The organism is Serratia sp. Sp408 (genome assembly GCF_057180665.1).
This window is the reverse complement of sequence record NZ_JBXUFT010000001.1, coordinates 297,688-323,186: the sequence shown is the minus strand read 5'-3', so window position 1 is coordinate 323,186 and position 25,499 is coordinate 297,688. Positions and strand designations below refer to the sequence as shown.

Here is a 25,499-nt window from a genome sequence, read left to right as displayed (position 1 = left end):
TATGCTTGTTGGTTGATTGCCGCCGTTCAACCGCTAACGGCGTTTTGTGTCAGTGTACCGGATTTTTTCTCCGGCTTCAGGTCACAGGGCGTTTTCCTGATGCTGGTCACAACCGCATCAAGTGTTTACAATAAGCGCCCTGCAATGGCGCTAATGCACCTTTTTTCGCTCCGCACTGATTAATGGCTATTCAATGACCAAGAAACTACATATCAAAACCTGGGGTTGCCAGATGAACGAATACGATTCATCGAAAATGGCCGACTTACTGGGAAGCACGCACGGTTACCAATGGACCGACAACGCCGAAGAGGCGGATGTGTTGCTGCTGAATACCTGCTCGATCCGTGAAAAAGCGCAGGAAAAAGTTTTCGCTATGTTGGGCCGCTGGAAGCTGCTGAAGGAAAAAAACCCGAACCTGATTATCGGCGTCGGCGGCTGCGTCGCCTCGCAGGAAGGTGAGCACATTCGCCAGCGCGCACCGTGCGTCGACGTTATTTTCGGGCCGCAAACCCTGCACCGTCTGCCGGAAATGATCAACCACGTGCAGGGCACTCACAGCCCGATCGTCGACATCAGCTTCCCGGAAATCGAAAAATTCGATCGTCTGCCGGAACCTCGCGCCGAAGGGCCGACCGCCTATGTGTCGATCATGGAAGGCTGCAACAAATATTGTACCTTCTGCGTAGTGCCGTACACCCGTGGCGAAGAAGTCAGTCGGCCGAGCGACGACGTGCTGTTCGAAATAGCCCAGTTGGCCGCACAGGGCGTGCGTGAAGTCAACCTGCTCGGCCAGAACGTCAATGCCTATCGCGGCGCCACCTACGATGGCGGCGTCTGTTCGTTTGCCGAACTGCTGCGCCTGGTGGCGGCGATTGACGGTATCGACCGTATTCGCTTCACCACCAGCCACCCGATTGAATTCACCGATGACATCATCGCCGTGTATGAAGATACGCCGGAGCTGGTCAGTTTCCTGCATTTGCCGGTTCAGAGCGGTTCCGACCGCATTCTGACCATGATGAAACGCGCCCACACCGCGCTGGAATACAAGGCCATCATTCGCAAACTGCGCAAGGCACGGCCGAATATCCAGATAAGCTCCGATTTTATCATTGGTTTCCCGGGAGAGTCCCAGGCTGACTTCGAGCAGACCATGAATCTGATTGCCGAGGTCAATTTCGATACCAGCTTCAGCTTCATCTACTCTTCACGCCCCGGCACGCCGGCGGCAGACATGGTCGATGACGTCAGCGAAGACGAGAAAAAGCAGCGGCTGTACATTTTGCAGGAGCGCATCCTGCAGCAGGCAATGCGCTTCAGCCGCCAGATGCTCGGCACGGTGCAACGCATTCTGGTCGAAGGCACCTCGCGCAAAAGCGTGATGGAACTGGCCGGACGCACCGAGTGCAACCGGATGGTAAACTTCGAAGGCACGCCGGACATGATCGGCCAGTTTGTCGATGTGGAAATTACCGAGGTGCTGACCAATTCGCTGCGTGGCCTGGTGATACGTACCGAACAGCAGATGGATCTGCGCGTACATGAATCCCCACAGTCGGTGATTGCCCGTACCCGCAAGGAAGATGCCCTGGGTGTCGGCAGCTACCAGCCTTCCCTCCATCGCTGAACCCCCGAGGTAACGCCAGGCATTCTGGCGCCCTTCGGGGATTACTCCCCTTTATTTCGCCGCCGGGCGTCCGCGTCCGGCGATGTTTTTTATTTTTTATCAAGAGGCTACAGCATCATGCAACTCCCACACTGCCCGAAGTGCAACTCCGAATACACCTACCAGGACGGCGACATGTACGTTTGCCCGGAGTGCGCCAACGAATGGAACGACAGCAGCGCCGCGCAGGACGATGAAACACTGACGGTAAAAGACGCCAACGGCAACCTGCTGGCAGACGGCGACTCGGTCACCGTGGTCAAGGATCTCAAGGTCAAGGGCAGCTCATCGATGCTGAAGATCGGCACCAAGGTGAAGAACATTCGTCTGGTGGAAGGCGACCACAATATCGACTGCAAAATCGACGGTTTCGGCCCGATGAAGCTGAAATCGGAATTTGTGAAGAAAAACTGAGCCGCTGGCGGTTGGGCCGATAGTCAGATGGGCCCAACGTGCATTTTTTAGCCATCAGGCCTTGAATTCCACCGCTGGCGCACAGATAGATCAGGGGTAAACTTGCGCGTCGGCCGCGCACCATGAATAATTCACTTTATAGCCGTCATGCGGCGAGTCGCTGGTGCGTTAGCCGCTCACGCTCCCCCAGCCCGATGGTCCAGGCTGTCGGGGCGCAGCGCCGGTCACCGCGCTGCAACGCAAACCTGCTGCGTTGTATTGGCGCGCGGGATTGCCCCGCAAGCGCCCGTCGGTGACCTATACCGTGAACCATCAACCAGGCCCTGTGCGAGCCTTGAGGAATCGTTTGAACGTCGCAACACAAGAAATTCTGTTAGAGCCCGCAGACAACAAGCGCTTGCTGAGCCTGTGCGGCCCGTTTGATGACAACATCAAACAGCTGGAGCGCCGGTTGGGCATCGAAATCAACCGCCGTGACAACCGTTTCAAGCTGGTCGGCAAGAACCCCTGCGTGGTGGCTGCCGCCGATATCCTGCGCCATCTGTATGTCGATACCGCGCCAATCCGCGGCATAGTCCCGGATATCGATCCGGAACAGATTCATCTGGCGATCAAAGAGAGCCGGGTGCTGGAGCAGGTGGCCGACAGCGTGCCGGATTACGGTAAAGCGGTAAACATCAAGACCAAGCGTGGCATGGTGAAACCGCGCACGCCTAATCAGGCGCAATATATCGCCAATATTCTCGATCACGACATTACCTTTGGCATCGGCCCGGCCGGTACCGGCAAGACCTATCTGGCGGTTGCCGCCGCGGTCGACGCGCTGGAGCGCCAGGAAATCCGCCGTATCCTGCTGACCCGCCCTGCGGTGGAAGCCGGCGAAAAACTGGGCTTTCTACCGGGCGATCTCAGCCAGAAGGTCGACCCATATCTGCGTCCGCTGTACGACGCACTGTTTGAAATGCTCGGTTTTGAACGGGTAGAAAAGCTGATCGAACGCAACGTGATCGAAGTCGCACCGCTGGCCTATATGCGCGGCCGCACGCTGAACGACGCCTTTATCATTCTTGATGAAAGCCAGAACACCACCATCGAACAGATGAAGATGTTCCTGACGCGCATCGGTTTTAACTCCAAGGCGGTGATCACCGGCGACGTGACGCAGATTGACCTGCCGCGCAACCAGAAGTCCGGCCTGCGTCATGCGGTAGAAGTGCTGTCGGAAGTGGAAGAAATCAGTTTCAACTTCTTCCATAGCGAAGACGTGGTGCGCCACCCGGTGGTCGCACGCGTGGTTATTGCCTATGAAGCCTGGGAAGCGGCTGAACAAAAACGCAAGGATGCCGTCGCCGAACAGCGCAAACGCGAGGCGCAGATCGCCTCTGAGCAGGAGACACCATGAGCCAGGTGATTCTGGATTTGCAAATTGCCTGTGAACACGCCAACGGCCTGCCTGACGAAGCCGCCTTCCAGCGTTGGCTGGAGGGTGTGCTGCCACAGTTTCAGGCCGAGGCCGAAGTCACGATTCGCCTGGTGGACGAAGCGGAAAGCCATCAGCTGAACCTGACCTATCGCGGCAAGGACAAACCGACCAACGTGCTGTCGTTCCCGTTCGAAGCCCCGCCGGGCATCGAACTGCCGTTGTTGGGCGATTTGATCATTTGTCGACAGGTGGTTGAACAGGAAGCGGTTGAGCAAGGCAAGGCGCTGGAAGCCCACTGGGCGCATATGGTTGTTCACGGCAGCTTACATCTGCTAGGGTATGACCACATCGAAGACGATGAAGCCGAAGAAATGGAGTCTTTGGAAACCGAAATTATGCAGGGCCTTGGCTACCAGGACCCGTACCTTGCGGAAAAAGACCCCGCCTAAACGCGTTAGCTGAGTCCCCCGCAGCCCGGCAACGGGCTGTCGCTAACTTCTTTACTCTGACATGAGTGATATTAACTAAAACGCCATGAGCGACGACCATTCATCAAGCAATGACAGCCCCAGTCCCAAAAAGGGGTTCTTTACTCTTATCCTTAACCAGCTGTTCCACGGCGAACCCAAAAACCGTGGCGATCTGGTAGAGCTGATCCGTGATTCCGAGCAAAACGATCTGATCGATCCCGATACCCGAGACATGCTGGAAGGCGTGATGGATATCGCCGAGCAGCGCGTGCGCGATATCATGATCCCGCGTTCGCAGATGGTGACGCTTAAGCGTAACCAGACGCTGGAAGAGTGCCTGGACGTGATCATCGAATCCGCCCACTCACGTTTCCCGGTGATCAGCGAAGATAAAGATCATATCGAAGGCATTTTGATGGCCAAGGACCTGCTGCCGTTTATGCGCACCGAGTCCGAGCCGTTCAGCATCGACAAGGTGCTGCGTACCGCGGTGGTGGTCCCGGAGAGCAAACGGGTTGACCGCATGCTGAAGGAGTTCCGCTCCCAGCGTTATCATATGGCTATCGTCATTGACGAGTTCGGCGGCGTGTCGGGCCTGGTTACCATCGAAGACATTCTGGAACTGATTGTCGGTGAAATCGAAGACGAATATGACGATGAGGAAGATCGTGATATCCGCCAGCTCAGCCGCCACATGTACACCGTGCGCGCCCTGACGCCGATCGAAGACTTCAACGATGCCTTCGATACCCACTTCAGCGATGACGAGGTCGACACCATTGGCGGCCTGATCATGCAAGCCTTCGGCCATCTGCCGGCACGCGGGGAAACCATTGAAATCGAAGGTTACCTGTTTAAAGTTGCCATGGCCGACAGTCGACGTATCATCCAGGTTCATGTAAAAATTCCGGACGACGCTCCGCAACCGAAACTGGAAGACTAAACTTCACATGGTCAAAGCCTCTTTACTTGAACGCCAGTGGGTCCGAACCCTGCTGGCGCTGTTGTTCGGTGCCAGCGGAACGCTGGCCTTTTCCCCTTACGATCTCTGGCCTGCGGCCATTGTTTCCCTGTTCGGCCTGCTGGCCGTCACCTTGAATCGCAGCGTCAGACAGTCCGCCCTGCTCGGCTTTGCCTGGGGGATGGGTCTGTTTGGCAGCGGCGTCAACTGGGTGTATGTCAGCATCGCTGATTTCGGTGGCATGCCGTTCGCGGTCAACATCTTTTTGGTGATCCTGCTGGCCGCCTATCTGTCGCTCTACACCGGTCTGTTTGCCGGCGTGCTGACGCGACTGTGGCCGAAAACCGGCTGGCTGCGGCTGGCCATTGCCGCGCCGGCGCTGTGGCAGGTCACCGAGTTTCTGCGCGGTTGGGTGCTGACCGGCTTCCCATGGCTACAATTCGGCTACAGCCAGATCGACGGCCCATTGAAAGGCCTCGCGCCCCTGTTCGGCGTTGACGCCATTACCTTTATTCTAATGTCGCTGAGTGGCCTGCTGGTTTACGCCCTCAATCAGCGGCGTATCGTGCCGGCGGCGATCGCGATAGCGATGCTGTTGTTGCCGTGGCCACTGCGCCAGCTGCACTGGTTTACCCCACAGCCAGCACGCGCGGTCAACGTCGCCATGGTGCAAGGCAATATCGCGCAGTCGATGAAGTGGGATCCACAAGCGCTGATCGGTACGCTGCAAACCTATCTGGACGCCAGCCGCCCTTACGTCGGCAAAGCACCAATCATTATCTGGCCCGAGTCCGCCATTCCCGACGTGGAAAGCAACCAGAACGGATTCCTGACCATGATGGACGAGCTGATGCGCGCCAAGAACAGTAGCCTGATTACCGGTATCGTTGACGCACGCGCCACCGGACGGGGCACCGAGTTCTATAACAGCGTGATCGTGCTGGGCGAGCAACAGCCTTACCGTTATCCGGCTGCCGATCGCTACAACAAGCATCACCTGGTGCCGTTCGGCGAATTCGTGCCATTGGAAACCCTGCTGCGACCGCTGGCGCCGTTCTTTGATCTGCCAATGTCGTCATTCAGTCGCGGCGACTATGTGCAGCCACAGCTGAAGGTGCACGGTTTCAACCTGACGGCGGCGATCTGCTATGAAATCGTGCTCGGCCAGCAGGTGCGCGACAATTTCCGCCCGGACACCAACTTCCTGCTGACCATTTCCAATGACGCCTGGTTCGGCCATTCCATCGGCCCGTGGCAGCATTTCCAAATGGCGCGTATGCGGGCGTTGGAACTGGGACGCCCGTTGCTGCGCAGTACCAATAACGGCGTTACCGCCGCGGTCGGCCCGACCGGCGAGGTGATTGCCGAGATCCCGCAGTTCACCCGTCAGGTGCTGGAAGTGAAAGTGACGCCGACCACCGGGGTCACGCCGTATGCCCGCTTCGGTTCGCTGCCGTGGTGGATCATCACCGCGCTGTTCGGTGGTCTGGCACTGGTGTGCAGTCTGCGTCGCAAATAACCCACCGGGGCGCAGCCCGCTGCGCCCCGCTTCCGGTTGCTCAAGCGCCGGCAAATCAACGTTTTTGGCACACTCCTTGCTTTAATCCCCCTGTAATCAATCGCTGATTTACTTTTAGAGACCTTTGCTCGCACCTGCGCACAACCTGCGTGCATCAGCAGCACCCTAATGGTGCACCGGCGTTTTATTGCATTCATTTGGTGCGCGTGATGTCTCAAATTATGAAACATTTTAGTTTCAACCTGTTCACAATCGGCTATTTTCTAACGGTAATCTGTACCAAGACTATCTTTATAATGTGAGCAACAGATAGCCATTTTTACCCTGACGCTCTTTAGTCAGAGCCACCACAACAGCAAGGAGTTGGACCATGCAAATGCGTAAACTGGCGTTATCGTTACTGCTGATCGGAATGGCAAGTAGCGTAGCCTATGCGGAAGAGTTGACCGGTACGCTGAAGAAAATCAAAGACAACGGCGTGATCGTTGTCGGCCACCGCGAATCCTCCGTGCCGTTCTCCTACTACGACAACCAGCGGAAAGTGGTGGGGTATTCCCAGGATTATTCAAACCAGATCGTTGAAGCGATCAAAAAGCAGCTCAATGCGCCCGATCTGCAGGTCAAAATGATGCCGATCACTTCGCAAAACCGTATCCCTTTGCTGCAAAACGGTACCTTTGACTTCGAATGCGGTTCCACTACCAACAACATCGAGCGTCAGAAACAGGCCGCCTTCTCTGACACCATCTTCGTGGTGGGTACCCGTTTGCTGGTGAAAAAGGGGTCTGAGGTCAAGGACTTCAAGGATCTGGCCGGTAAAGCGGTGGTCGTCACCTCGGGCACCACCTCTGAGGTGCTGCTCAACAAGCTGAACGACAAAGACAAAATGAACATGCGCATCATCAGCGCCAAAGACCACGGCGACTCGTTCCGCACGTTGGAAAGCGGCCGTGCGGTGGCGTTCATGATGGATGACGCGCTGTTGGCCGGTGAACGCGCCAAGGCCAAAAAACCGGATCAATGGCAAATCATCGGTACTGCACAGTCCAAGGAAGCCTATGGCTGTATGCTGCGCAAAGACGATCCGCAATTCAAGAAACTGGTTGATGACACCATCGCACAAGCGCAAACCTCTGGCGAGGCCGCCAAATGGTTTGACAAGTGGTTCAAACAGCCTATCCCACCAAAAAACCTGAACATGAACTTCGATCTGTCTGATGACATGAAGCAACTGTTCAAAGAACCAAACGACAAGGCACTGAACTAATAACAATAGAGCGGGTGCGCTGAACGCCGCCCCGCCCTTTGATGGTCGCGACAGACAGGTAACCGATGCGGCAGGCCGTTCCCCTGCCGCATTTCCCAACGCAGTCACCGCACATCCAAGCCAGCCCGACTGGCGCTGCGGCGTTTTGCGTCATGCAACCATCAATATTTAGCGCGCCCGACGCGTGTTTATCGGAGTTTGTTATGTCAATAGATTGGAACTGGGGTATCTTCTTGCAGCAGGCCCCGTTTGGCAACACCACCTATCTTGGCTGGATCTGGTCCGGCTTTCAGGTGACGATTGCCCTCTCCGTCTGTGCATGGATTATCGCTTTCTTTGTCGGCTCGCTGTTCGGGATTTTACGTACCGTACCGAACCGTTTTCTGGCTGCCATCGGCACCGCCTACGTCGAACTGTTCCGTAACGTGCCGCTGATCGTGCAGTTCTTTACCTGGTATCTGGTGATCCCCGAACTGCTGCCGCCAGACATCGGCATGTGGTTCAAGGCCGAGCTCGATCCCAACGTGCAGTTCTTCGTGTCGTCCACCATCTGTCTTGGCCTGTTTACCGCCGCCCGAGTGTGCGAGCAGGTACGTGCCGCCATTCAGTCGCTGCCGCGTGGCCAACAGGCCGCTGGCCTGGCGATGGGCCTGACGCTGCCGCAAACCTACCGCTATGTGCTGTTGCCGAACGCCTACCGGGTGATTGTACCGCCGATGACCTCGGAAATGCTCAACCTGGTGAAAAACTCCGCCATCGCCTCGACCATCGGGCTGGTGGACATGGCCGCTCAGGCCGGCAAACTGCTGGATTACTCCGCGCATGCCTATGAGTCCTTCACTGCCATTACCCTGGCCTATATCGGCATCAACGCCGTGATTATGCTGGTGATGCGTGTCGTTGAACGAAAAGTGCAGTTGCCTGGCAATATGGGGAGTAAATAATGTACGAGTTTGACTGGGGATCGATAGTCCCAAGCCTCCCATATCTGATGCAGGGCATGATAGTTACGCTCAAGATCACCGTCACCGCAGTGGTCTTCGGCATCGTTTGGGGCACCATTCTGGCAGTGATGCGCCTGTCGCCGCTCAAGCCGATCAGCTGGTTCGCCACGCTGTACGTCAACCTGTTCCGCTCGGTACCGCTGGTGATGGTGCTGTTGTGGTTCTATCTGGTGGTGCCAAGCTTATTACAACAGGTTCTAGGCATCTCGCCGAAAACCGATATTCGCCTGATCTCGGCTATGGTAGCCTTTTCGCTGTTTGAAGCCGCCTACTACTCGGAAATCATCCGCGCCGGCATTCAAAGCGTGTCGCGCGGCCAATCCTCCGCGGCGCTGGCGCTGGGCATGACCCACTGGCAATCAATGAAGCTGGTGATTCTGCCGCAGGCGTTCCGCGCCATGGTGCCGCTGCTGCTGACGCAGGGCATCGTGCTGTTCCAGGATACGTCGCTGGTTTACGTGCTGAGCCTGGCTGATTTCTTCCGTACGGCCTCCAGCATCGGCGAGCGTGACGGTACGCAGGTCGAAATGATCCTGTTCGCCGGCTTTGTCTACTTTGTGATCAGCATCGCCGCCTCGGCGCTGGTCAGCTATTTGAAGAAAAGGACTGTTTGATGATTTCCCTGAAAAATGTTTCGAAGTGGTACGGTCACTTTCAGGTGCTGACCGACTGCTCCACAGAGGTAAAAAAAGGTGAGGTAGTCGTGGTCTGTGGTCCTTCAGGCTCGGGCAAATCGACCTTGATCAAGACCGTCAATGGCCTGGAGCCGATCCAGCAAGGCCAGATCCTGGTCAACGATACCCCGGTCAACGACAAGAAAACCAACCTGGCGCAGCTGCGTTCCAAAGTCGGCATGGTGTTCCAGCATTTCGAACTGTTCCCGCATTTGTCGATCATTGAAAACCTGATCCTCGCCCAGGTCAAAGTGCTCAAGCGTGATAAGGCCGCGGCGCGCGAAAAAGGCCTGAAACTGCTCAAGCGCGTCGGATTGACCGCCCACGCTGACAAATACCCGGCGCAGCTTTCCGGCGGCCAGCAACAGCGTGTGGCCATTGCCCGTGCGCTGTGTATGGATCCCATCGCCATGCTGTTCGACGAACCGACTTCGGCGCTCGACCCGGAAATGATCAATGAAGTGCTGGACGTGATGGTCGAACTGGCTCACGAAGGCATGACCATGATGGTGGTCACGCACGAAATGGGCTTCGCGCGCAAGGTGGCACACCGGGTGATCTTTATGGACGAGGGGAAAATCGTTGAAGATCGTAATAAAGACGATTTCTTCAATAACCCGCAATCCGAACGCGCCAAAGACTTCCTGGCGAAAATCCTGCATTGATCCCTGCCAATGCGCCCGCGGTGGGCGCATTAAAAACGCTTGTTTATCGGCAAGTTTGATCCGATGCTCAGGGTAAAACCGACGCGCAGAGGACATAACGCCATGCCACGCCCAATAATTATTGATTGCGATCCCGGCCTCGACGACGCCATAGCCCTGGCAATGGCGCTGCGAGCGCCCGACCTGGACGTAAAAGCCATCACCACCTCAGCCGGCAACCAGACGCCGGACAAGACCCTGCATAACGCCCTCGCCCTGCTGACGCTGATGCAACGCGAGGATATCCCGGTCGCCGGCGGCGCCGCCAAGCCGCTGTTGCGCCCGCTGGTGATTGCCGAACAGGTACACGGTAAAACCGGTATGGGCAACACCCGCCTGCCAACGCCGCGCATCCAGCCAGCGGCGGCCAGTGCCGTGACGCTGATCGCCGATCTGCTGCGCGCCAGCCCACGGCCCATCACGCTGGTAGTCACCGGGCCGATGACCAATATCGCGCTGCTTTTGGCTCAGTATCCGCAACTGAAGGCCAACATCGAACGCATCGTGTTTATGGGCGGCGCGCTGCACGGCGGCAACGCCACGCCGGTGGCCGAGTTCAATATTTATGTCGATCCCGAAGCGGCGGAGATGGTGCTGCAATCCGGCGTACCGCTGACCATGGCCGGTTTGAACGTGACTCATCAGGCGCTGATGCTGCCGCAAGACGTCGAACGCGTTAAAGCGATCGACAATCCGGTGGCCAAGGCGGTGGGTGAAATGCTCGATTTTTATCTGCCCGTCTATCTGCGCCATGCGCGCGGGCTGCCGGGTGCGGCGATGCATGACCCCTGCGCCATTGCCTGGCTGCTGGCGCCGCAGCTGTTCGACAGTCGCGAATGCTGGGTGGGGGTGGAAACCCAAGGTACATATACCCTTGGTCAAACCGTGGTGGATGAGTTCCAGCAAAGCGGCAACGCGGCCAACGTACAGCTGTTGACCGGCATTGATCGCCAGGGTTTCGTCGAACTGCTGCTAAGCTGCCTGCGCCGCTATTAAGTTACCGAGCGGCGCCGATGGCGGGCAGTGCGAGGTTAACCGCCGGCGTCATCCCGGCGCAGGCGGCGTGCAGGCCGTTGCGCGGATTACGGCTCAAACGGCCGACGCTGAAATTGATCGTGCCCGCACTTCGGGCATTTTGGCAGCACTTCCGGTGTGTAAAATGCCTGATGATGATGGCACTTTTCACACACCAGATTCCCCAGCCCCACCACTTCTCCGCTGTGGTACACCCCATGGTGGCTAACGTCTTTAAACACTTCACGCCATTCCAGTTGAGTTTTGTCGGTGATATCCGCCAGCTCCTGCCACAGACTTTCTTTAATCACCCGCATGAAGACGCTGTCGGTAAAATCGTCGCGATTCTCTTCATAGCTGCGGGCAAACTCTTCCAGATCGCGTCGAACCGCCTGTTTTGCCTGCTCCACCTCGCTACGGCTTAGCTCGCCAACCGCATTGAGCCGTCGTTCGGCGCTGGCGACCAGCTGGTCAATGTCACGCTCACCGTTCTTTAAACGCTCGGTCAGTGATGTCAGCAATTCGTGATAGTACTGAGCAACCTTGTTCATATTCTCTCCTCGATGAACGTCTGCGACAGAAGCCGTTTTAAACTACCTGTTCTCATTTTAGCCGTAAATTACTGATGTCATGTGGCAAGCGATGGGATTGCCAGGTTGTGAAGCGCATCATGGTGGGCATAAATTTAAATACGCCGGCACAGGGGCGCTTGGAGTTGTTGCCGGCAGGCCTTATCAGCTATGCTATGCGGATCTAAATACTAAACAAAATGCTACGGATGTAGCTGTTTGACACCTACAGGACCACCAGCCGCCATGCAAGAGCAATATCGCCCCGAAGATATCGAAACCAACGTACAGCGTCACTGGCAAGAAAAACAGACATTCAAGGTGACCGAAGACGCCAGCAAAGAGAAGTACTATTGCCTCTCGATGCTGCCGTACCCTTCCGGGCGTCTACACATGGGCCATGTGCGCAACTACACCATTGGCGACGTAATTTCCCGTTACCAGCGCATGCTGGGCAAAAACGTACTGCAGCCAATCGGCTGGGATGCCTTCGGCCTGCCGGCGGAAGGCGCCGCGGTTAAAAACAACACCGCGCCAGCACCGTGGACTTACGACAATATCGAATACATGAAGAACCAGCTGAAACTGCTGGGATTCGGTTATGACTGGGATCGTGAAATCGCGACCTGCAAGCCCGACTACTACCGTTGGGAGCAGTGGTTCTTCACCAAGCTGTACGAGAAAGGCCTGGTCTACAAGAAAACCTCTGCGGTCAACTGGTGCCCGCACGATCTGACGGTATTGGCCAACGAACAGGTTATCGACGGCTGCTGCTGGCGCTGCGATACCAAAGTCGAGCGCAAGGAAATCCCGCAGTGGTTCATCAAGATCACCGCTTACGCCGATCAGTTGCTGAACGATCTGGACACGCTTGAAAGCTGGCCAGAGCAGGTAAAAACCATGCAGCGCAACTGGATTGGCCGTTCTGAAGGCGTGGAAATCACCTTCGACGTCGCCGATAGCGACGAGAAGGTCACGGTGTACACCACCCGTCCAGATACCTTTATGGGCGCGACCTACGTCGCAGTCGCCGCGGGCCACCCGCTGGCGCAACAAGGCGCCATCAACAACCCGACATTGGCCGAGTTTATCGAAGAATGCCGCAACACCAAGGTTGCCGAAGCCGAAATGGCCACCATGGAGAAGAAAGGCATGGCCACCGGCCTGTTCGCCATTCATCCGTTGAGCGGTGAAAAGCTGCCGGTGTGGGTCGCCAACTTCGTGTTGATGGAATACGGCACCGGTGCGGTCATGGCCGTTCCCGCCCACGATCAGCGCGACTGGGAATTCGCCACCAAATACGATTTGCGCATCGCGCCGGTGATCCTCAACCTTGACGGCAGCCAGCCTGACGTGAGCAGCGAAGCCATGACCGACAAAGGCGCGCTGTTCAACTCCGGCGAGTTCGACGGTCTGGACCACGAAGCCGGCTTCAATGCCATTGCCGACAAACTGGTCGCCAAGGGCGTAGGCCAGCGCAAGGTCAACTACCGTCTGCGCGACTGGGGGGTTTCCCGCCAACGCTACTGGGGCGCGCCAATTCCCATGGTAACGCTGGAAGACGGCACCGTGATGCCGACGCCGGAAGATCAACTGCCGGTGATCCTGCCGGAAGACGTGGTGATGGATGGCATCACCAGCCCGATCAAGGCCGATCCCGAGTGGGCGAAGACCACCGTCAACGGTCAGCCGGCACTGCGTGAAACCGACACCTTCGACACCTTTATGGAGTCTTCCTGGTATTACGCGCGCTACACCTGTCCACAGTATGACGACGGGATGCTGGATCCGGCGGCTGCCAACTACTGGCTGCCGGTCGATCAGTATATCGGCGGCATTGAACACGCCATCATGCACCTGATGTATTTCCGTTTCTTCCATAAGCTGATGCGCGACGCCGGCCTGGTGGATTCCGATGAGCCGGCCAAACGTCTGCTGTGCCAGGGGATGGTGTTGGCTGACGCCTTCTACTACACCGGCAACAGCGGTGAGCGCGTGTGGGTTTCCCCGGTTGACGCCACCGTTGAACGTGACGAAAAAGGCCGCATTGTCAAAGCAACCGATCCACAAGGCCGCGAACTGGTCTATGCTGGCATGAGCAAAATGTCGAAGTCGAAGAACAACGGCATCGATCCGCAGGAGATGGTAGAGAAATACGGTGCCGACACCGTGCGTCTGTTCATGATGTTCGCCTCACCGGCAGAAATGACGCTGGAATGGCAGGAGTCCGGCGTTGAAGGGGCCAACCGCTTCCTGAAACGCGTCTGGAAACTGGCTTTCGATCACCTCGAAAAAGGCGCCGTACAACCGCTGGACGTTGCGTCACTGAACGAAGATCAAAAGGCGCTGCGCCGCGATGTGCACAAAACCATTGCCAAGGTGACCGATGACATTGGCCGCCGCCAGACCTTCAACACCGCCATCGCCGCAGTGATGGAGCTGATGAACAAACTGGGCCGCGCACCGCAGGACAGCGAACAGGATCGCGCGCTGCTGCAGGAAGCGCTGCTGGCCGTGGTACGTATGCTGTATCCGTTCACACCGCACGTGTGCTTTGACCTGTGGCAGTCGCTGGGCGGCGCTGGCGATATCGACACCGCGCCATGGCCGCAGGCCGATGACGCCGCCATGGTCGAAGACTCCAAGCTGGTGGTGGTACAGGTCAATGGCAAGGTTCGCGCTAAAATTACCGTGCCAGCCGATGCAACCGAAGAACAGGTGCGTGAACGTGCCGCTGAGGAGCATCTGGTGGCTAAATATCTGGACGGGGTCACGGTACGTAAAGTGATCTATGTTCCTGGCAAATTGCTTAACCTGGTTGTGGGTTAACACAAGGAGGCGTTGTGCGACTTCGTATTATGACGTTGTTGCTGGGGTTGGCGGTGCTGGTCACCGCCGGCTGCGGTTTTCACCTGCGTGGCACCACGCAGGTTCCCTCGGAAATGAAAACGCTGATGCTGGACAGCTATGACCCTTACGGTCCGCTGACCCGCGCGGTGCGTGAACAGTTGCGCCTGAACGGCGTGACTATCGTCAAGGATGCCAAGCGTCAGGACATCCCTTCCCTGCGTATCGTCGGCACCAACCAGAGTCAGGACACGGTGTCAATCTTCCAGGACGGCAAAACTGCGGAATACCAGATGGTGATGACCGTCCAGGCGCAGGTACTGATCCCGGGCCATGACATTTATCCGCTGGATGCGAAGGTCTTCCGCTCGTTCTTCGACAACCCGCTTACCGCGTTGGCAAAAGACTCCGAACAGGAAATCATCCTGCAGGAAATGCGTCAGCAGGCAGCACAGCAGCTGGTACGTAAACTGCTGAGCGTGCATGCGGCAGAAGAAGAAGCCCAGCAAAAAGCCGCAGCCGCTGCGGCGGCCGTCGCTGAGCAACCGGTCAGTCGCCCAGCGCAATGATCCGCCTTTACCCTGAACAACTTGCCGCGCAGCTCCGAGAGGGGCTGCGCGCTTGTTATTTACTGAGCGGCAATGAACCGCTGTTATTGCAGGAAAGCCAGGATCTGATTCGGCAGGCCGCGCAACAGCAGCAGTTCAGCGAACACTACAGCATTTCCCTCGATGCCCACACCGACTGGGATGCCATCTTCAGCATCTGCCAGGCGATGAGCCTGTTCGCCAGCCGGCAAACGCTACTGCTGATATTGCCGGAAAATGGCCCGACGGCGCCGATTGGCGAACAACTGGTGAAACTGTCCAGCCTGCTGCACGACGATATTCTGCTGATGCTGCGCGGCCCGCGTCTCACCAAGGCGCAGGAAAACAGCGCCTGGTTCAAGGCACTGAGCCCGAACGGCGTTTACGTCACCTGCCAGACGCCGGAACAGGCGCAACTGCCGCGCTGGGTGGCCACGCGCGCCAAAACGATGAAGCTGGAAGTGGATGACGCCGCCAACCAACTGTTGTGTTACTGCTACGAAGGCAATCTGCTAGCGTTGGCACAGGCGCTGGAACGGCTGTCACTGTTGTATCCGGACGGCAAACTGACGCTGCCGCGCGTTGAGCAGGCGGTAAACGATGCCGCGCACTTCTCGCCATATCACTGGCTGGATGCGCTGCTGGCCGGCAAAAGCAAACGTGCCTGGCATATCCTGCAACAGCTGCAACAGGAGGACGCCGAGCCGGTGATCCTGCTGCGCACGCTGCAGCGCGAGCTGCTGATGTTGCTGACGCTGCAACGCCGCATGGCCAGCGCACCGCTGCGTACCCTCTTCGACCAGCACAAAGTCTGGCAGAATCGCCGTAACCTGATCACCCAGGCGCTGCAGCGGCTGTCCGCCGCCCAGTTGCAACAGGCGGTGCACCTGCTGACGCAGATTGAAATCACGCTGAAACAGGACTACGGCCAATCGGTATGGCCACAACTGGAGAGCCTGTCGATGCTGCTGTGCGGTAAACCTCTGGCCACGAGCGTCCCCGATGCCCACTAACCCACCGCGCGCCGCGGCGCTGCACGCCCTGTTCGGCGGCACCTTTGATCCTATCCATTACGGCCACCTGCGGCCGGTAGAAGCGCTGGCCGCTGAAGTCGGCCTCAACCAGGTGACGCTGCTGCCCAACCACGTGCCGCCGCACCGTCCACAGCCGGAAGCGAGCGCCCAGCAACGTCTGACAATGGTCGAGCTGGCCATTGCCGATAACCCACTGTTTGCCGTTGACGATCGCGAATTGCAGCGCTCCTCGCCGTCATACACCGTTGAGACGCTGGAAACGCTGCGTAAAGAACGTGGCAGTACGCAGCCACTGGCATTTATCATTGGCCAGGATTCATTGCTGAGTCTGCACAAATGGCACCGCTGGCAAGATCTGCTGAGCTATTGCCACCTGCTGGTGCTGGCGCGCCCGGGCTACGGTGAGCAGATGGAGACGCCGGCACTGCAACGCTGGCTGGAGCGACATCGCGTCCGCGACGCCGCCGCGCTGAGCGAACAGCCGCAGGGCTATCTCTATTTGGCGCAGACTCCGCTGCTGGAAATTTCCGCCACCGAGATCCGCGAACGCCGCCATCACGGCATCAGTTGCGACGATCTGTTACCGCGTTCGGTGCAGCGCTATATCGAGTTGCAGGGTTTATATCGCTAGCTCAGACCCCGTGATATACTGCGCCGCTATTTTTCAGGTATCCGCCTGCATGAAACCGATTGAACAGAACACACCCGAGGGGGAACCTTTGCAAGGTAAAGCGCTCCAAGATTTCGTTATCGATAAAATCGATGACCTGAAAGGCCAAGACATTATCGCTCTGGACGTCCAGGGCAAATCCAGCATCACTGACTGCATGATCATCTGCACCGGCACCTCAACCCGCCATGTGATGTCGATTGCCAACCACGTAGTGCAGGAATCCCGTGCCCAGGGCATGGAACTGTTCGGCATGAAAGGCCAGGAAGCGTCTGACTGGGTGGTTGTCGATCTGGGCGAAGTGATCGTACACGTCATGCAGGAAGAAAGCCGCCGCCTGTACGAACTGGAAAAGCTCTGGAGTTAAGCGGTGAAACTGCAACTGGTCGCCGTTGGCACCAAAATGCCGGACTGGGTTCAGACCGGCTTTATGGATTATCTGCACCGTTTTCCCAAAGATATGCCGTTTGAGCTGACCGAAATCCCGGCAGGCAAGCGCGGCAAGAATGCCGACATCAAACGCATTCTGGACAAGGAAGGCGAGCAAATGCTGGCGGCCGTGGGCAAAGGCAACCGTATCGTCACGCTGGATATCCCCGGCAGCAAATGGGAAACGCCGCAGCTGGCGCAGCAGCTGGAACGCTGGAAACAGGATGGCCGCAACGTCAGCCTGTTGATCGGCGGTCCGGAAGGGCTGGCACCGGCATGTAAAGCCGCAGCGGAACAGAGCTGGTCGCTTTCGCCGTTAACGCTGCCGCATCCTCTGGTGCGCGTATTGGTGGCGGAAAGCCTCTATCGCGCCTGGAGCATTACGACCAATCATCCTTACCACCGGGAATGACCGGCGCTGACAGTGAGAGTGAAATAAAACAACGGGATGAAAATAGAACGTAACCCTTTTCGCGACTATACGGCTGAATCTGCCCTGTTTGTACGCCGCGCCCTGGTGGCGTTCTTGGTTATTCTGGCGCTGACCAGCGTCCTGATCGCCAATCTGTACAATTTGCAGATCGACCGCTTTGAGGATTACCGCACCCGTTCCAACGAAAACCGCATCAAGCTGGTGCCAATCGCCCCCAGCCGCGGCATTATTTACGATCGTAATGGCACGCCGCTGGCGCTTAACCGCACCATTTACCAGCTTGAGCTGATGCCAGAAAAGGTCGACGATCTGAAAGCGACGCTGCAGGCGCTGCGCCCGGTGGTCGATCTGACCGATGACGACATCACCAACTTTGAAAAAGAGCGCAAACGCTCGCGCCGCTTCGTCTCCATTCCGGTAAAAACCGCGCTGAGCGAAGTTCAGGTCGCCCGCTTTGCGGTCAACCAGTTCCGCTTTCCCGGCGTGGAAGTCAAAGGCTATCAGCGCCGCTATTATCCTTACGGTTCCGCCCTCACCCACGTGATCGGCTATGTGTCGAAGATCAACGACCGCGACGTCGAACGGCTGAACAAAGACGGTAAAATGCCGAACTACGCCGCCACTCACGATATTGGCAAACTGGGCATCGAGCGCTATTACGAAGATACGCTGCACGGCAAAACCGGCTATGAAGAGGTTGAAGTCAACAACCGAGGTCGGGTGATCCGCCAGTTGCACGAACAGCCGCCGTCCGCCGGGCAAGACATCTATCTGACGCTCGATCTCAACCTGCAACGTTATATCGAGCAGTTGCTGGTCGGTAGCCGTGCCGCGGTGGTAGTGAGCGATCCGCGTACCGGCGGCATCCTGGCGCTGGTGTCCAATCCCAGCTATGACCCGAACCTGTTCGTTGACGGCATCTCCAGCAAAGAGTATCAAGGGTTGTTGAACGACCCGAATCGCCCGTTGATCAACCGCGCGACGCAGGGCGTCTATCCGCCGGCATCAACGGTGAAACCCTACATTGCCGTTTCTGCCCTCAGCGCCGGCGTGATCACCAAAAACACCGTGGTGTTCGACCCGGGCTGGTGGCAGTTGCCTGGCTCGGAAAAACGTTTCCGCGACTGGAAAAAATGGGGTCACGGTCGCCTGAACGTGACCAAAGCGCTGGAAGAATCCGCCGATACCTATTTCTATCAGGTAGCGTATGACATGGGCATCGACCGGCTGTCGAGCTGGCTGGGCAAGTTCGGCTACGGCGATTATACCGGCATCGATCTCTCCGAGGAGCGCTCCGGCCTGATGCCAACGCGCGAATGGAAGCTCAAACGCTACAAGAAACCCTGGTACCAGGGAGATACCATCCCGGTCGGTATCGGCCAGGGGTATTGGACCGCCACACCGATCCAGATGGCCAAGGCGCTGAACACCTTGATTAACGACGGCAACGTCAAAACGCCGCATCTGTTGGAAAGCACCAAAATCAACGGCACCCGGGTGCCGTTCCGCCAGCAGGAAAGCCTGCAAATCGGCGATATTCACTCTGGCTACTGGGAAATTGCCAAAGACGGCATGTACGGCGTTGCCAACCGTCCCAACGGTACTGCACGCAAGTATTTTGACAAGACACCGTACAAAGCCGCGGCGAAATCGGGTACCGCTCAGGTATTCGGCTATGAAACTTATAACGCCCACAAACTCGCAGAGCATCTGCGTGACCACAAATTGATGACCGCCTTTGCACCGTACGAAAACCCAACGGTTGCGGTGGCCATCATTCTGGAAAACGGCGGCGCCGGCCCGGCGGTCGGCACCATTACCCGCCAGATCCTGGATCATATTTTGCTGGGCGACGACAATACGCAATTACCGGACGCGCCACCGGCGCCGCCCGGTTCAGAAGGTGATTAACAGACCATGACCGAAAGCCAACAAAAGGGCTCAATCTGGACCAAAATCCACATTGACCCCACCTTCCTGCTCTTCATTCTGGCCCTGCTGGTATACAGCGCCTTCGTCATGTGGAGCGCCAGCGGCCAGGATATCGGCATGATGGAGCGCAAGATCGGCCAAATCGTCATGGGCCTGATCGTGATGGGCGTGATGGCGCAGATCCCGCCGCGGGTATATGAAAGCTGGGCGCCGTACCTGTATATCTTCTGCGTTATCCTGCTGATCCTGGTGGACGCCTTCGGCCAAATCAGTAAAGGCGCGCAGCGCTGGCTGGATCTCGGCTTCGTGCGCTTTCAGCCGTCGGAAATAGCCAAAATCGCCGTGCCGCTGATGGTGGCTCGCTTTATGAACCGTGACGTCTGCCCGCCGTCGTTGAAAAACACCGGCATTGCGCTGGTGCTCATTTTCCTGCCGACGCTGCTGGTCGCCGCGCAACCGGACCTTGGCACCTCGATTCTGATTGCCGCATCCGGGTTGTTCGTGCTGTTCCTGTCCGGCATGAGCTGGAAGCTGATCGCCGTCGCTGCGGTGCTGCTGGCCGCATTCATTCCGGTGCTGTGGTTCTTCCTGATGCATGACTATCAGCGCGACCGCGTGATGATGCTGCTCGATCCGGAAAGCGACCCGCTGGGCGCCGGCTATCATATTATCCAATCGAAAATCGCCATTGGCTCCGGCGGCCTGTCGGGCAAAGGCTGGCTGCACGGCACCCAGTCGCAGCTGGAGTTTTTGCCGGAACGCCACACCGACTTCATTTTTGCCGTGTTGGCAGAAGAACTGGGGCTGATCGGCGTACTGGTGCTGCTGGCGCTGTACCTGCTGGTGATCATTCGCGGGCTGATGATCGCCGCCAAGGCGCAAACCACCTTTGGCCGCGTGATGGTCGGCGGATTAATGCTGATTCTGTTCGTTTATGTGTTTGTTAACATTGGTATGGTCAGTGGCATTTTGCCGGTAGTTGGCGTACCTTTGCCTCTGGTCAGTTACGGTGGATCGGCGCTGATCGTGCTCATGGCGGGCTTCGGCATCGTGATGTCGATCCACACGCATCGGAAAATGCTGTCTAAGAGTTTATAAGAGGTGAGTAATGCGTAAGGAATGGCTTTGGATCGGCGCAGTTGCGGTATTGCTTTCCGCCTGCACCACCACAACGACAGAACAGCAGGCGCCACCGCAGCAGCCGTATAACGGACCGGTGGTGGAAATCGGCGGCGTGGAGCCTCACTATGAACCCTATAACCCTGGCACCTCGCAGGACTATAAGGTTAATGGCGACACCTATCGCATCGTCAAGGATCCGCAAAACTTCTCGCAAACCGGGCTGGCCAGTTGGTATGGCGAGGAGCTCAGTGGCAATACCACTGCCATTGGCGAGCCGTTTGATCCAAACGCACTGAGCGCCGCGCACCCTACTCTGCCAATTCCAAGCTACGTGCGGGTGACCAACCTGGCCAACGGCCGCCAACTGGTGGTGCGCGTCAATGACCGCGGCCCGTATACCAAGGGGCGTATTATCGATCTGTCCAAAGCGGCGGCCGATCGTTTGAACCTGTCGAACAATACCAAGGTGAAGGTTGATTTTATCAACGTCGCCCCGGACGGTACGCTGAGCGGACCAGGCACCATCGGCACCACCGTCGCCAAGCAGAGCTATGCGCTGCCGGCGCGCCCGGATCTGAGCAGTGGCGCCATGGGTACGCCCATTCAGCAGGATCCGCCGGCCATGAACGCCAACGACGTCCGTCCGATTGACAATGCCAGCCTGAACAACGGCGAAACGCCAGCGACCGGCAACAGCCGTAGTGGTTTCCTCGGCGCGCCAAGCGCCGTACCGGCCGGCGTGCTGGAAAGCGACGAACCGGTGAACGCGGTAGCGCCTGTCGCTGCCGGCGTGGCGGCAACTGCTGCGACGACCAGCACAGCCTCTGCCAGTTCTGCATCCGGGTTTGTGGTGCAGGTCGGCGCGTTGAGCAATGCCGCACGTGCGCAGCAATGGCAGCAACAGCTCAGCCAGCAGTTCAGCGTGCCAGGCACCGTCAGCAACAGTGGTAACGTGTATCGTGTGCAGCTTGGCCCGTTCAGCGATCGTCAGCAGGCGCTGCAGCTGCAGCAACGCTTGGCAACCGAGGCACAACAACAATCATTTGTCACTGCGGCACCGTGATCAGATACCCGGCTGGCAAGAATTTGCGGAAACATTTTCTTTCAGCAAAAAAGTGTAAAGCATTGTTAGTCGGATGAATGACTAATGCTTGCCGGGATCCCATCTGTTATAGTGTGGCTCGTTTTTTCATTTACTTTCTCACGGATGTTGTAGTCCAGATCATGAAACATGTAACTTCTTTTCGCATAATCAAGAGCCTAGCGCTCGGTACCGTTATCGCGATGAGCGCAGCCAACAGCGCGCATGCCGATGATGTTAATATCAAAACCATGATCCCGGGTGTCCCGCAAATCGATGCGGAATCGTACATCCTGATTGATTACAACTCCGGTAAAGTTCTGGCGGAATCCAATGCGGATGCGCGTCGCGATCCCGCCAGCCTGACCAAAATGATGACCAGTTATGTCATCGGCCAGGCGCTCAAATCCGGCAAAATCGGCCAGGAAGATCTGGTGACCGTCGGTCAAGATGCATGGGCTACCGGCAACCCGGTGTTCAAGGGCTCTTCGCTGATGTTCCTGAAGCCTGGCGATCGCGTGCCGGTTTCCAAACTGACGCGCGGCATCAACCTGCAATCCGGTAACGACGCCTGCGTGGCAATGGCCGATTACGTTGCCGGCAGCCAGGACGCGTTCGTCAATCTGATGAACACCTACGTCAAGCAATTGGGCCTGCAGAACACCCACTTCCAGACCGTGCACGGCCTGGATGCGCAGGGTCAATTCAGCTCGGCGCGCGATATGGCGCTGATCGGCCAGGCGCTGATCCGCGATGTGCCGGACGAATACGCCATCTATAAAGAAAAAGAGTTCACCTTCAACAATATCCGTCAGGTGAACCGTAACGGCCTGCTGTGGGATACCAGCCTGAACGTTGACGGCATCAAGACCGGCCACACCTCTGCCGCAGGTTACAACCTGGTGGCATCGGCGACCGAAGGCCAGATGCGTCTGATTTCGGCGGTGCTGGGTGGTCGTACCTATAAGGGTCGCGAAACCGAAAGCAAGAAACTGCTGACCTGGGGCTTCCGTTTCTTTGAAACCGTTGCGCCACTGAAAGCCGGCAAGGAATTCGCCTCTGAACCAGTATGGTTCGGTGACGCCGATCGCGTCGAACTGGGCGTCGACAAAGACGTTTACCTGACCATTCCACGCGGCCGGATGAAAGATCTGAAAGCCAGCTACGTGCTCAACACGCCGGAAATTCACGCGCCGTTGGCGAAAAACCAGGTGGTTGGCAGCATCAACTTCCAACTGGACGGCAAGACCATCGATCAACGCCCGCTGGTGGTGTTGAACGAAGTGAAGGAAGGCGGCTTCGTCAGCCGCATCGTGGATTACATCAAATTGATGTTCCATCACTGGTTCGGCTAACGCTTGAAATCGGCGAAAACGCCCCCATATAGCAATTAACACTAACTCTCGCTCCGGCGGGAGTTATAATTTATACAGCCCGCAGATTTGAAGCAGCGTACACTGATGTCGGTTCCCTGGTTTGCCAGTCAACCCGAAACGCCGTACACGCCATGCCGCAACGCCAAATATCGGGTTTAAAAGATGTCACTCTGGAGCGCACATGCAAAAAACTAAACTGAACGAACTGCTCGAATTCCCCTGTTCCTTTACCTACAAGGTGATGGGCCTGGCGCAACCCGAGCTGGTAGACCAGGTGGTTGAAGTGGTGCAGCGCCATGCGCCGGGGGATTATACCCCGCAGGTCAAGCCGAGCAGCAAAGGCAACTACCACTCCGTTTCCATCACCATTACCGCCAGTCATATCGACCAGGTGGAAACCTTATACGAAGAGTTGGGCAATATTGAAATTGTCCGCATGGTGCTGTAATCCCAGCATAAAACACTGCTTAGCAACCCGGGCTAGACCATCCTCTGCCCGGGTTGCGCATTTTTGCTCAGCGAAACGCTGGTCGCGAGCCAGAGCGCCCGGTATAATCGCTTTACCACCTCTGTAACCTGACGATGATTCATTTGCAACACAATAAGATCATTTTGCGTCAGCTGGGGTTACAGCCTTATGCGCCTGTATCCCAAGCCATGCACAACTTCACCGATCGCCGTAGCGAAACCACGCCCGACGAACTGTGGCTGGTGCAGCATCAGCCGGTATTCACCCAAGGGCAGGCCGGCAAGGCCGAGCACCTGCTGATGCCCGGCGATATTCCGGTGATCCAGAGCGATCGCGGCGGTCAGGTCACCTATCATGGGCCAGGCCAGCAAGTGCTGTACGTAATGATCGATCTTAAACGCAACAAGGTTGGCGTCCGCCAACTGGTCACCGCCATAGAAGATACCGTGATTAATACCCTCAGCCACTTTCGCATTGATTCACGTGCGCGCCCCGACGCGCCCGGCGTCTATGTGGGGGAACAGAAAATCTGTTCTCTGGGACTGCGTATTCGCAAGGGCAGCTCCTTCCACGGCCTGGCCCTTAACGTGTCGATGGATCTCGGCCCGTTTCAACGTATCAATCCCTGCGGCTACGCTGGCATGCAGATGACCCAGGTCAGCGCCCTGGCGCCCGGCGTTGGCATAGAAGACGTACATCCAATCCTGGTTCAGGAATTTGTTCATTTACTCGGCTACCAGACGGTCGAGTCTCGTAACTGGAACCTGCACGACTATGAGTAAACCAATTCAGATGGAACGCGGCGTAAAATACCGCGATGCAGACAAAATGGCGTTGATCCCGGTAAAAACGGTGGTCACCGAACGGCAGGAGCTGTTACGTAAACCCGAGTGGATGAAGATCAAGCTGCCTGCCGATTCAACGCGTATCCAGGGCATCAAGGCCGCCATGCGCAAGAACGGCCTGCATTCAGTCTGTGAAGAAGCCTCATGCCCCAATCTGTCCGAGTGCTTCAACCACGGCACCGCCACCTTTATGATCCTCGGTGCCATCTGCACCCGTCGCTGCCCGTTCTGCGATGTGGCGCATGGCCGTCCAGTGGCCCCCGACGTCAACGAGCCGGAAAAACTGGCGCAAACCATCGCCGATATGGGTCTGCGCTACGTGGTAATCACTTCGGTTGACCGCGATGACCTGCGCGACGGCGGTGCCCAGCACTTTGCCGATTGCATCGCCGCCATTCGCGCCAAAAGCCCGAACATCAAGATTGAAACGCTGGTGCCGGACTTCCGCGGCCGAATGGATCGCGCGCTGGATATCCTGACCGCGACGCCGCCGGATGTGTTCAACCACAATCTGGAAAATGTGCCGCGCGTTTATCGCCAGGTGCGTCCGGGCGCCAACTACGAATGGTCATTGAAGCTGCTGGAGCGTTTCAAGGAAGCACATCCGGATATTCCAACCAAATCCGGCCTGATGGTCGGCCTGGGTGAAACCAATGCCGAAATCGTTGAAGTGATGCGCGATCTGCGCCGCCACGGGGTGACCATGCTGACGCTGGGCCAGTATCTGCAGCCAAGCCGTCACCACCTGCCGGTACAACGTTACGTCAGCCCGGCCGAGTTTGACGAAATGAAAGAAGAAGCGCTGGCGATGGGCTTCACGCACGCAGCCTGCGGCCCGTTTGTGCGTTCTTCCTATCATGCCGATCTGCAAGCTAAAGGCATGGAAGTAAAATAAGCACGGGGTAATAGCGTAATTTTTTGTTACGCTTTGACCTGCAAAAAATACAAAACGGATGTCTTGCGGCATCCGTTTTTGTTATTTCGTC

At 57.2% G+C, this 25,499-nt stretch carries 25 protein-coding genes; 24 read left to right on the top strand and 1 reads right to left on the bottom strand.

Going from position 1 to position 25,499, the window contains the following annotated elements; all coding sequences use genetic code 11:
- The first annotated feature begins 193 nt into the window (after positions 1 to 193).
- The 11 genes from miaB to rihA all read left to right on the top strand — a co-directional run bounded on the left by miaB (position 194) and on the right by rihA (position 11,101).
- Positions 194 to 1,630, top strand: coding sequence for a tRNA (N6-isopentenyl adenosine(37)-C2)-methylthiotransferase MiaB (gene miaB / locus AC2AXP_RS01580; RefSeq protein WP_088499619.1), 1,437 nt, complete (start codon positions 194 to 196; stop codon positions 1,628 to 1,630).
- 117 nt (positions 1,631 to 1,747) lie between these two features.
- Positions 1,748 to 2,083 (top strand): zinc ribbon domain-containing protein YjdM, encoded by a 336-nt coding sequence (locus tag AC2AXP_RS01575; RefSeq protein WP_039992370.1) that lies wholly within the window; start codon positions 1,748 to 1,750, stop codon positions 2,081 to 2,083.
- Between the two features lie 346 nt (positions 2,084 to 2,429).
- The gene (locus AC2AXP_RS01570) at positions 2,430 to 3,485 is read left to right on the top strand and encodes a PhoH family protein (protein WP_004965918.1); all 1,056 of its coding nucleotides are present in this window, start codon (positions 2,430 to 2,432) and stop codon (positions 3,483 to 3,485) included.
- Entirely contained in the window at positions 3,482 to 3,955 is a 474-nt protein-coding gene (ybeY, locus tag AC2AXP_RS01565; RefSeq protein ID WP_004965920.1) for an rRNA maturation RNase YbeY, read from the top strand. The genes AC2AXP_RS01570 and ybeY overlap by 4 nt, the downstream gene beginning before the upstream one ends.
- 85 nt (positions 3,956 to 4,040) lie before the next feature.
- Positions 4,041 to 4,919 carry a CNNM family magnesium/cobalt transport protein CorC gene (corC, locus tag AC2AXP_RS01560; RefSeq protein ID WP_004965923.1) on the top strand — a complete coding sequence of 293 codons (879 nt, stop codon included), beginning with the start codon at positions 4,041 to 4,043 and terminating at the stop codon, positions 4,917 to 4,919.
- A gap of 7 nt (positions 4,920 to 4,926) precedes the next feature.
- Positions 4,927 to 6,456: an apolipoprotein N-acyltransferase gene (gene lnt / locus AC2AXP_RS01555; RefSeq protein ID WP_004965924.1), complete on the top strand. Its 1,530-nt coding sequence runs from the start codon at positions 4,927 to 4,929 to the stop codon at positions 6,454 to 6,456.
- Positions 6,457 to 6,826: 370 nt separating this feature from the next.
- A complete protein-coding gene (locus tag AC2AXP_RS01550; RefSeq protein ID WP_484381386.1) occupies positions 6,827 to 7,723 on the top strand; it encodes a glutamate/aspartate ABC transporter substrate-binding protein in 897 nt (298 codons plus the stop codon).
- A 203-nt stretch (positions 7,724 to 7,926) separates the two neighbouring features.
- Positions 7,927 to 8,667, top strand: a complete 741-nt coding sequence (locus AC2AXP_RS01545) for an amino acid ABC transporter permease (RefSeq protein ID WP_039992372.1) — start codon at positions 7,927 to 7,929, stop codon at positions 8,665 to 8,667.
- Complete coding sequence (gene gltK / locus AC2AXP_RS01540; RefSeq protein WP_004965933.1) at positions 8,667 to 9,341, top strand: glutamate/aspartate ABC transporter permease GltK; 675 nt, start codon at positions 8,667 to 8,669, stop codon at positions 9,339 to 9,341. The genes AC2AXP_RS01545 and gltK overlap by 1 nt, the downstream gene beginning before the upstream one ends.
- On the top strand, positions 9,341 to 10,066 hold the full coding sequence (locus AC2AXP_RS01535; RefSeq protein ID WP_004965935.1) for an amino acid ABC transporter ATP-binding protein: 726 nt from the start codon (positions 9,341 to 9,343) through the stop codon (positions 10,064 to 10,066). Before gltK ends, AC2AXP_RS01535 begins: the two co-directional genes overlap by 1 nt.
- Positions 10,067 to 10,168: 102 nt before the next feature.
- Positions 10,169 to 11,101 carry a pyrimidine-specific ribonucleoside hydrolase RihA gene (rihA, locus tag AC2AXP_RS01530; RefSeq protein WP_273869048.1) on the top strand — a complete coding sequence of 311 codons (933 nt, stop codon included), beginning with the start codon at positions 10,169 to 10,171 and terminating at the stop codon, positions 11,099 to 11,101.
- Between the two features lie 86 nt (positions 11,102 to 11,187).
- Here rihA and AC2AXP_RS01525 read toward each other — a convergent pair whose 3' ends face one another.
- Positions 11,188 to 11,670, bottom strand: coding sequence for a zinc ribbon-containing protein (locus AC2AXP_RS01525; RefSeq protein ID WP_004965940.1), 483 nt, complete (start codon positions 11,668 to 11,670; stop codon positions 11,188 to 11,190).
- 264 nt (positions 11,671 to 11,934) lie between these two features.
- Here AC2AXP_RS01525 and leuS point away from each other — a divergent pair, with 264 nt between their 5' ends.
- From leuS to lipA, 13 genes are all read left to right on the top strand, one after another.
- Positions 11,935 to 14,517 carry a leucine--tRNA ligase gene (gene leuS / locus AC2AXP_RS01520; protein WP_371902040.1) on the top strand — a complete coding sequence of 861 codons (2,583 nt, stop codon included), beginning with the start codon at positions 11,935 to 11,937 and terminating at the stop codon, positions 14,515 to 14,517.
- Between the two features lie 14 nt (positions 14,518 to 14,531).
- Entirely contained in the window at positions 14,532 to 15,104 is a 573-nt protein-coding gene (lptE, locus tag AC2AXP_RS01515; protein WP_039992374.1) for an LPS assembly lipoprotein LptE, read from the top strand.
- Positions 15,101 to 16,135 (top strand): DNA polymerase III subunit delta, encoded by a 1,035-nt coding sequence (gene holA / locus AC2AXP_RS01510; protein WP_004965946.1) that lies wholly within the window; start codon positions 15,101 to 15,103, stop codon positions 16,133 to 16,135. The genes lptE and holA overlap by 4 nt, the downstream gene beginning before the upstream one ends.
- A complete protein-coding gene (gene nadD, locus AC2AXP_RS01505) occupies positions 16,125 to 16,787 on the top strand; it encodes a nicotinate-nucleotide adenylyltransferase (protein WP_004965948.1) in 663 nt (220 codons plus the stop codon). The genes holA and nadD overlap by 11 nt, the downstream gene beginning before the upstream one ends.
- A gap of 88 nt (positions 16,788 to 16,875) precedes the next feature.
- Positions 16,876 to 17,193: a ribosome silencing factor gene (gene rsfS, locus AC2AXP_RS01500; protein WP_039992842.1), complete on the top strand. Its 318-nt coding sequence runs from the start codon at positions 16,876 to 16,878 to the stop codon at positions 17,191 to 17,193.
- A 3-nt stretch (positions 17,194 to 17,196) separates the two neighbouring features.
- Complete coding sequence (gene rlmH, locus AC2AXP_RS01495) at positions 17,197 to 17,667, top strand: 23S rRNA (pseudouridine(1915)-N(3))-methyltransferase RlmH (RefSeq protein WP_004965954.1); 471 nt, start codon at positions 17,197 to 17,199, stop codon at positions 17,665 to 17,667.
- Positions 17,668 to 17,703: 36 nt separating this feature from the next.
- Entirely contained in the window at positions 17,704 to 19,599 is a 1,896-nt protein-coding gene (mrdA, locus tag AC2AXP_RS01490; protein WP_198773325.1) for a peptidoglycan DD-transpeptidase MrdA, read from the top strand.
- A 6-nt stretch (positions 19,600 to 19,605) separates the two neighbouring features.
- Complete coding sequence (gene mrdB, locus AC2AXP_RS01485) at positions 19,606 to 20,718, top strand: peptidoglycan glycosyltransferase MrdB (protein WP_004965959.1); 1,113 nt, start codon at positions 19,606 to 19,608, stop codon at positions 20,716 to 20,718.
- A gap of 10 nt (positions 20,719 to 20,728) precedes the next feature.
- Complete coding sequence (gene rlpA / locus AC2AXP_RS01480) at positions 20,729 to 21,805, top strand: endolytic peptidoglycan transglycosylase RlpA (RefSeq protein ID WP_004965961.1); 1,077 nt, start codon at positions 20,729 to 20,731, stop codon at positions 21,803 to 21,805.
- Between the two features lie 161 nt (positions 21,806 to 21,966).
- Complete coding sequence (gene dacA, locus AC2AXP_RS01475) at positions 21,967 to 23,178, top strand: D-alanyl-D-alanine carboxypeptidase DacA (RefSeq protein WP_039992375.1); 1,212 nt, start codon at positions 21,967 to 21,969, stop codon at positions 23,176 to 23,178.
- Between the two features lie 202 nt (positions 23,179 to 23,380).
- Positions 23,381 to 23,647, top strand: coding sequence for a DUF493 family protein YbeD (ybeD, locus tag AC2AXP_RS01470; protein WP_004965965.1), 267 nt, complete (start codon positions 23,381 to 23,383; stop codon positions 23,645 to 23,647).
- A 134-nt stretch (positions 23,648 to 23,781) separates the two neighbouring features.
- Entirely contained in the window at positions 23,782 to 24,450 is a 669-nt protein-coding gene (gene lipB / locus AC2AXP_RS01465) for a lipoyl(octanoyl) transferase LipB (protein WP_198773327.1), read from the top strand.
- Positions 24,443 to 25,408: a lipoyl synthase gene (gene lipA, locus AC2AXP_RS01460; protein WP_004954298.1), complete on the top strand. Its 966-nt coding sequence runs from the start codon at positions 24,443 to 24,445 to the stop codon at positions 25,406 to 25,408. The genes lipB and lipA overlap by 8 nt, the downstream gene beginning before the upstream one ends.
- Positions 25,409 to 25,499 lie beyond the last annotated feature (91 nt).

Bases quoted from the DNA above. Each gene is read 5' to 3' on its own strand.
- ybeY (WP_004965920.1), top strand. From the start codon at position 3,482: ATGAGCCAGGTGATTCTGGATTTGCAAATTGCCTGTGAACACGCCAAC.
- lipA (WP_004954298.1), top strand. From the start codon at position 24,443: ATGAGTAAACCAATTCAGATGGAACGCGGCGTAAAATACCGCGATGCA.
- lipB (WP_198773327.1), top strand. From the start codon at position 23,782: ATGATTCATTTGCAACACAATAAGATCATTTTGCGTCAGCTGGGGTTA.
- AC2AXP_RS01550 (WP_484381386.1), top strand. From the start codon at position 6,827: ATGCAAATGCGTAAACTGGCGTTATCGTTACTGCTGATCGGAATGGCA.
- AC2AXP_RS01525 (WP_004965940.1), bottom strand. From the start codon at position 11,670: ATGAACAAGGTTGCTCAGTACTATCACGAATTGCTGACATCACTGACC.
- miaB (WP_088499619.1), top strand. From the start codon at position 194: ATGACCAAGAAACTACATATCAAAACCTGGGGTTGCCAGATGAACGAA.
- rihA (WP_273869048.1), top strand. From the start codon at position 10,169: ATGCCACGCCCAATAATTATTGATTGCGATCCCGGCCTCGACGACGCC.
- gltK (WP_004965933.1), top strand. From the start codon at position 8,667: ATGTACGAGTTTGACTGGGGATCGATAGTCCCAAGCCTCCCATATCTG.
- AC2AXP_RS01545 (WP_039992372.1), top strand. From the start codon at position 7,927: ATGTCAATAGATTGGAACTGGGGTATCTTCTTGCAGCAGGCCCCGTTT.
- ybeD (WP_004965965.1), top strand. From the start codon at position 23,381: ATGCAAAAAACTAAACTGAACGAACTGCTCGAATTCCCCTGTTCCTTT.
- lnt (WP_004965924.1), top strand. From the start codon at position 4,927: ATGGTCAAAGCCTCTTTACTTGAACGCCAGTGGGTCCGAACCCTGCTG.
- mrdA (WP_198773325.1), top strand. From the start codon at position 17,704: ATGAAAATAGAACGTAACCCTTTTCGCGACTATACGGCTGAATCTGCC.
- mrdB (WP_004965959.1), top strand. From the start codon at position 19,606: ATGACCGAAAGCCAACAAAAGGGCTCAATCTGGACCAAAATCCACATT.
- AC2AXP_RS01535 (WP_004965935.1), top strand. From the start codon at position 9,341: ATGATTTCCCTGAAAAATGTTTCGAAGTGGTACGGTCACTTTCAGGTG.
- dacA (WP_039992375.1), top strand. From the start codon at position 21,967: ATGAAACATGTAACTTCTTTTCGCATAATCAAGAGCCTAGCGCTCGGT.
- holA (WP_004965946.1), top strand. From the start codon at position 15,101: ATGATCCGCCTTTACCCTGAACAACTTGCCGCGCAGCTCCGAGAGGGG.
- AC2AXP_RS01575 (WP_039992370.1), top strand. From the start codon at position 1,748: ATGCAACTCCCACACTGCCCGAAGTGCAACTCCGAATACACCTACCAG.
- rlpA (WP_004965961.1), top strand. From the start codon at position 20,729: ATGCGTAAGGAATGGCTTTGGATCGGCGCAGTTGCGGTATTGCTTTCC.
- nadD (WP_004965948.1), top strand. From the start codon at position 16,125: ATGCCCACTAACCCACCGCGCGCCGCGGCGCTGCACGCCCTGTTCGGC.
- corC (WP_004965923.1), top strand. From the start codon at position 4,041: ATGAGCGACGACCATTCATCAAGCAATGACAGCCCCAGTCCCAAAAAG.
- leuS (WP_371902040.1), top strand. From the start codon at position 11,935: ATGCAAGAGCAATATCGCCCCGAAGATATCGAAACCAACGTACAGCGT.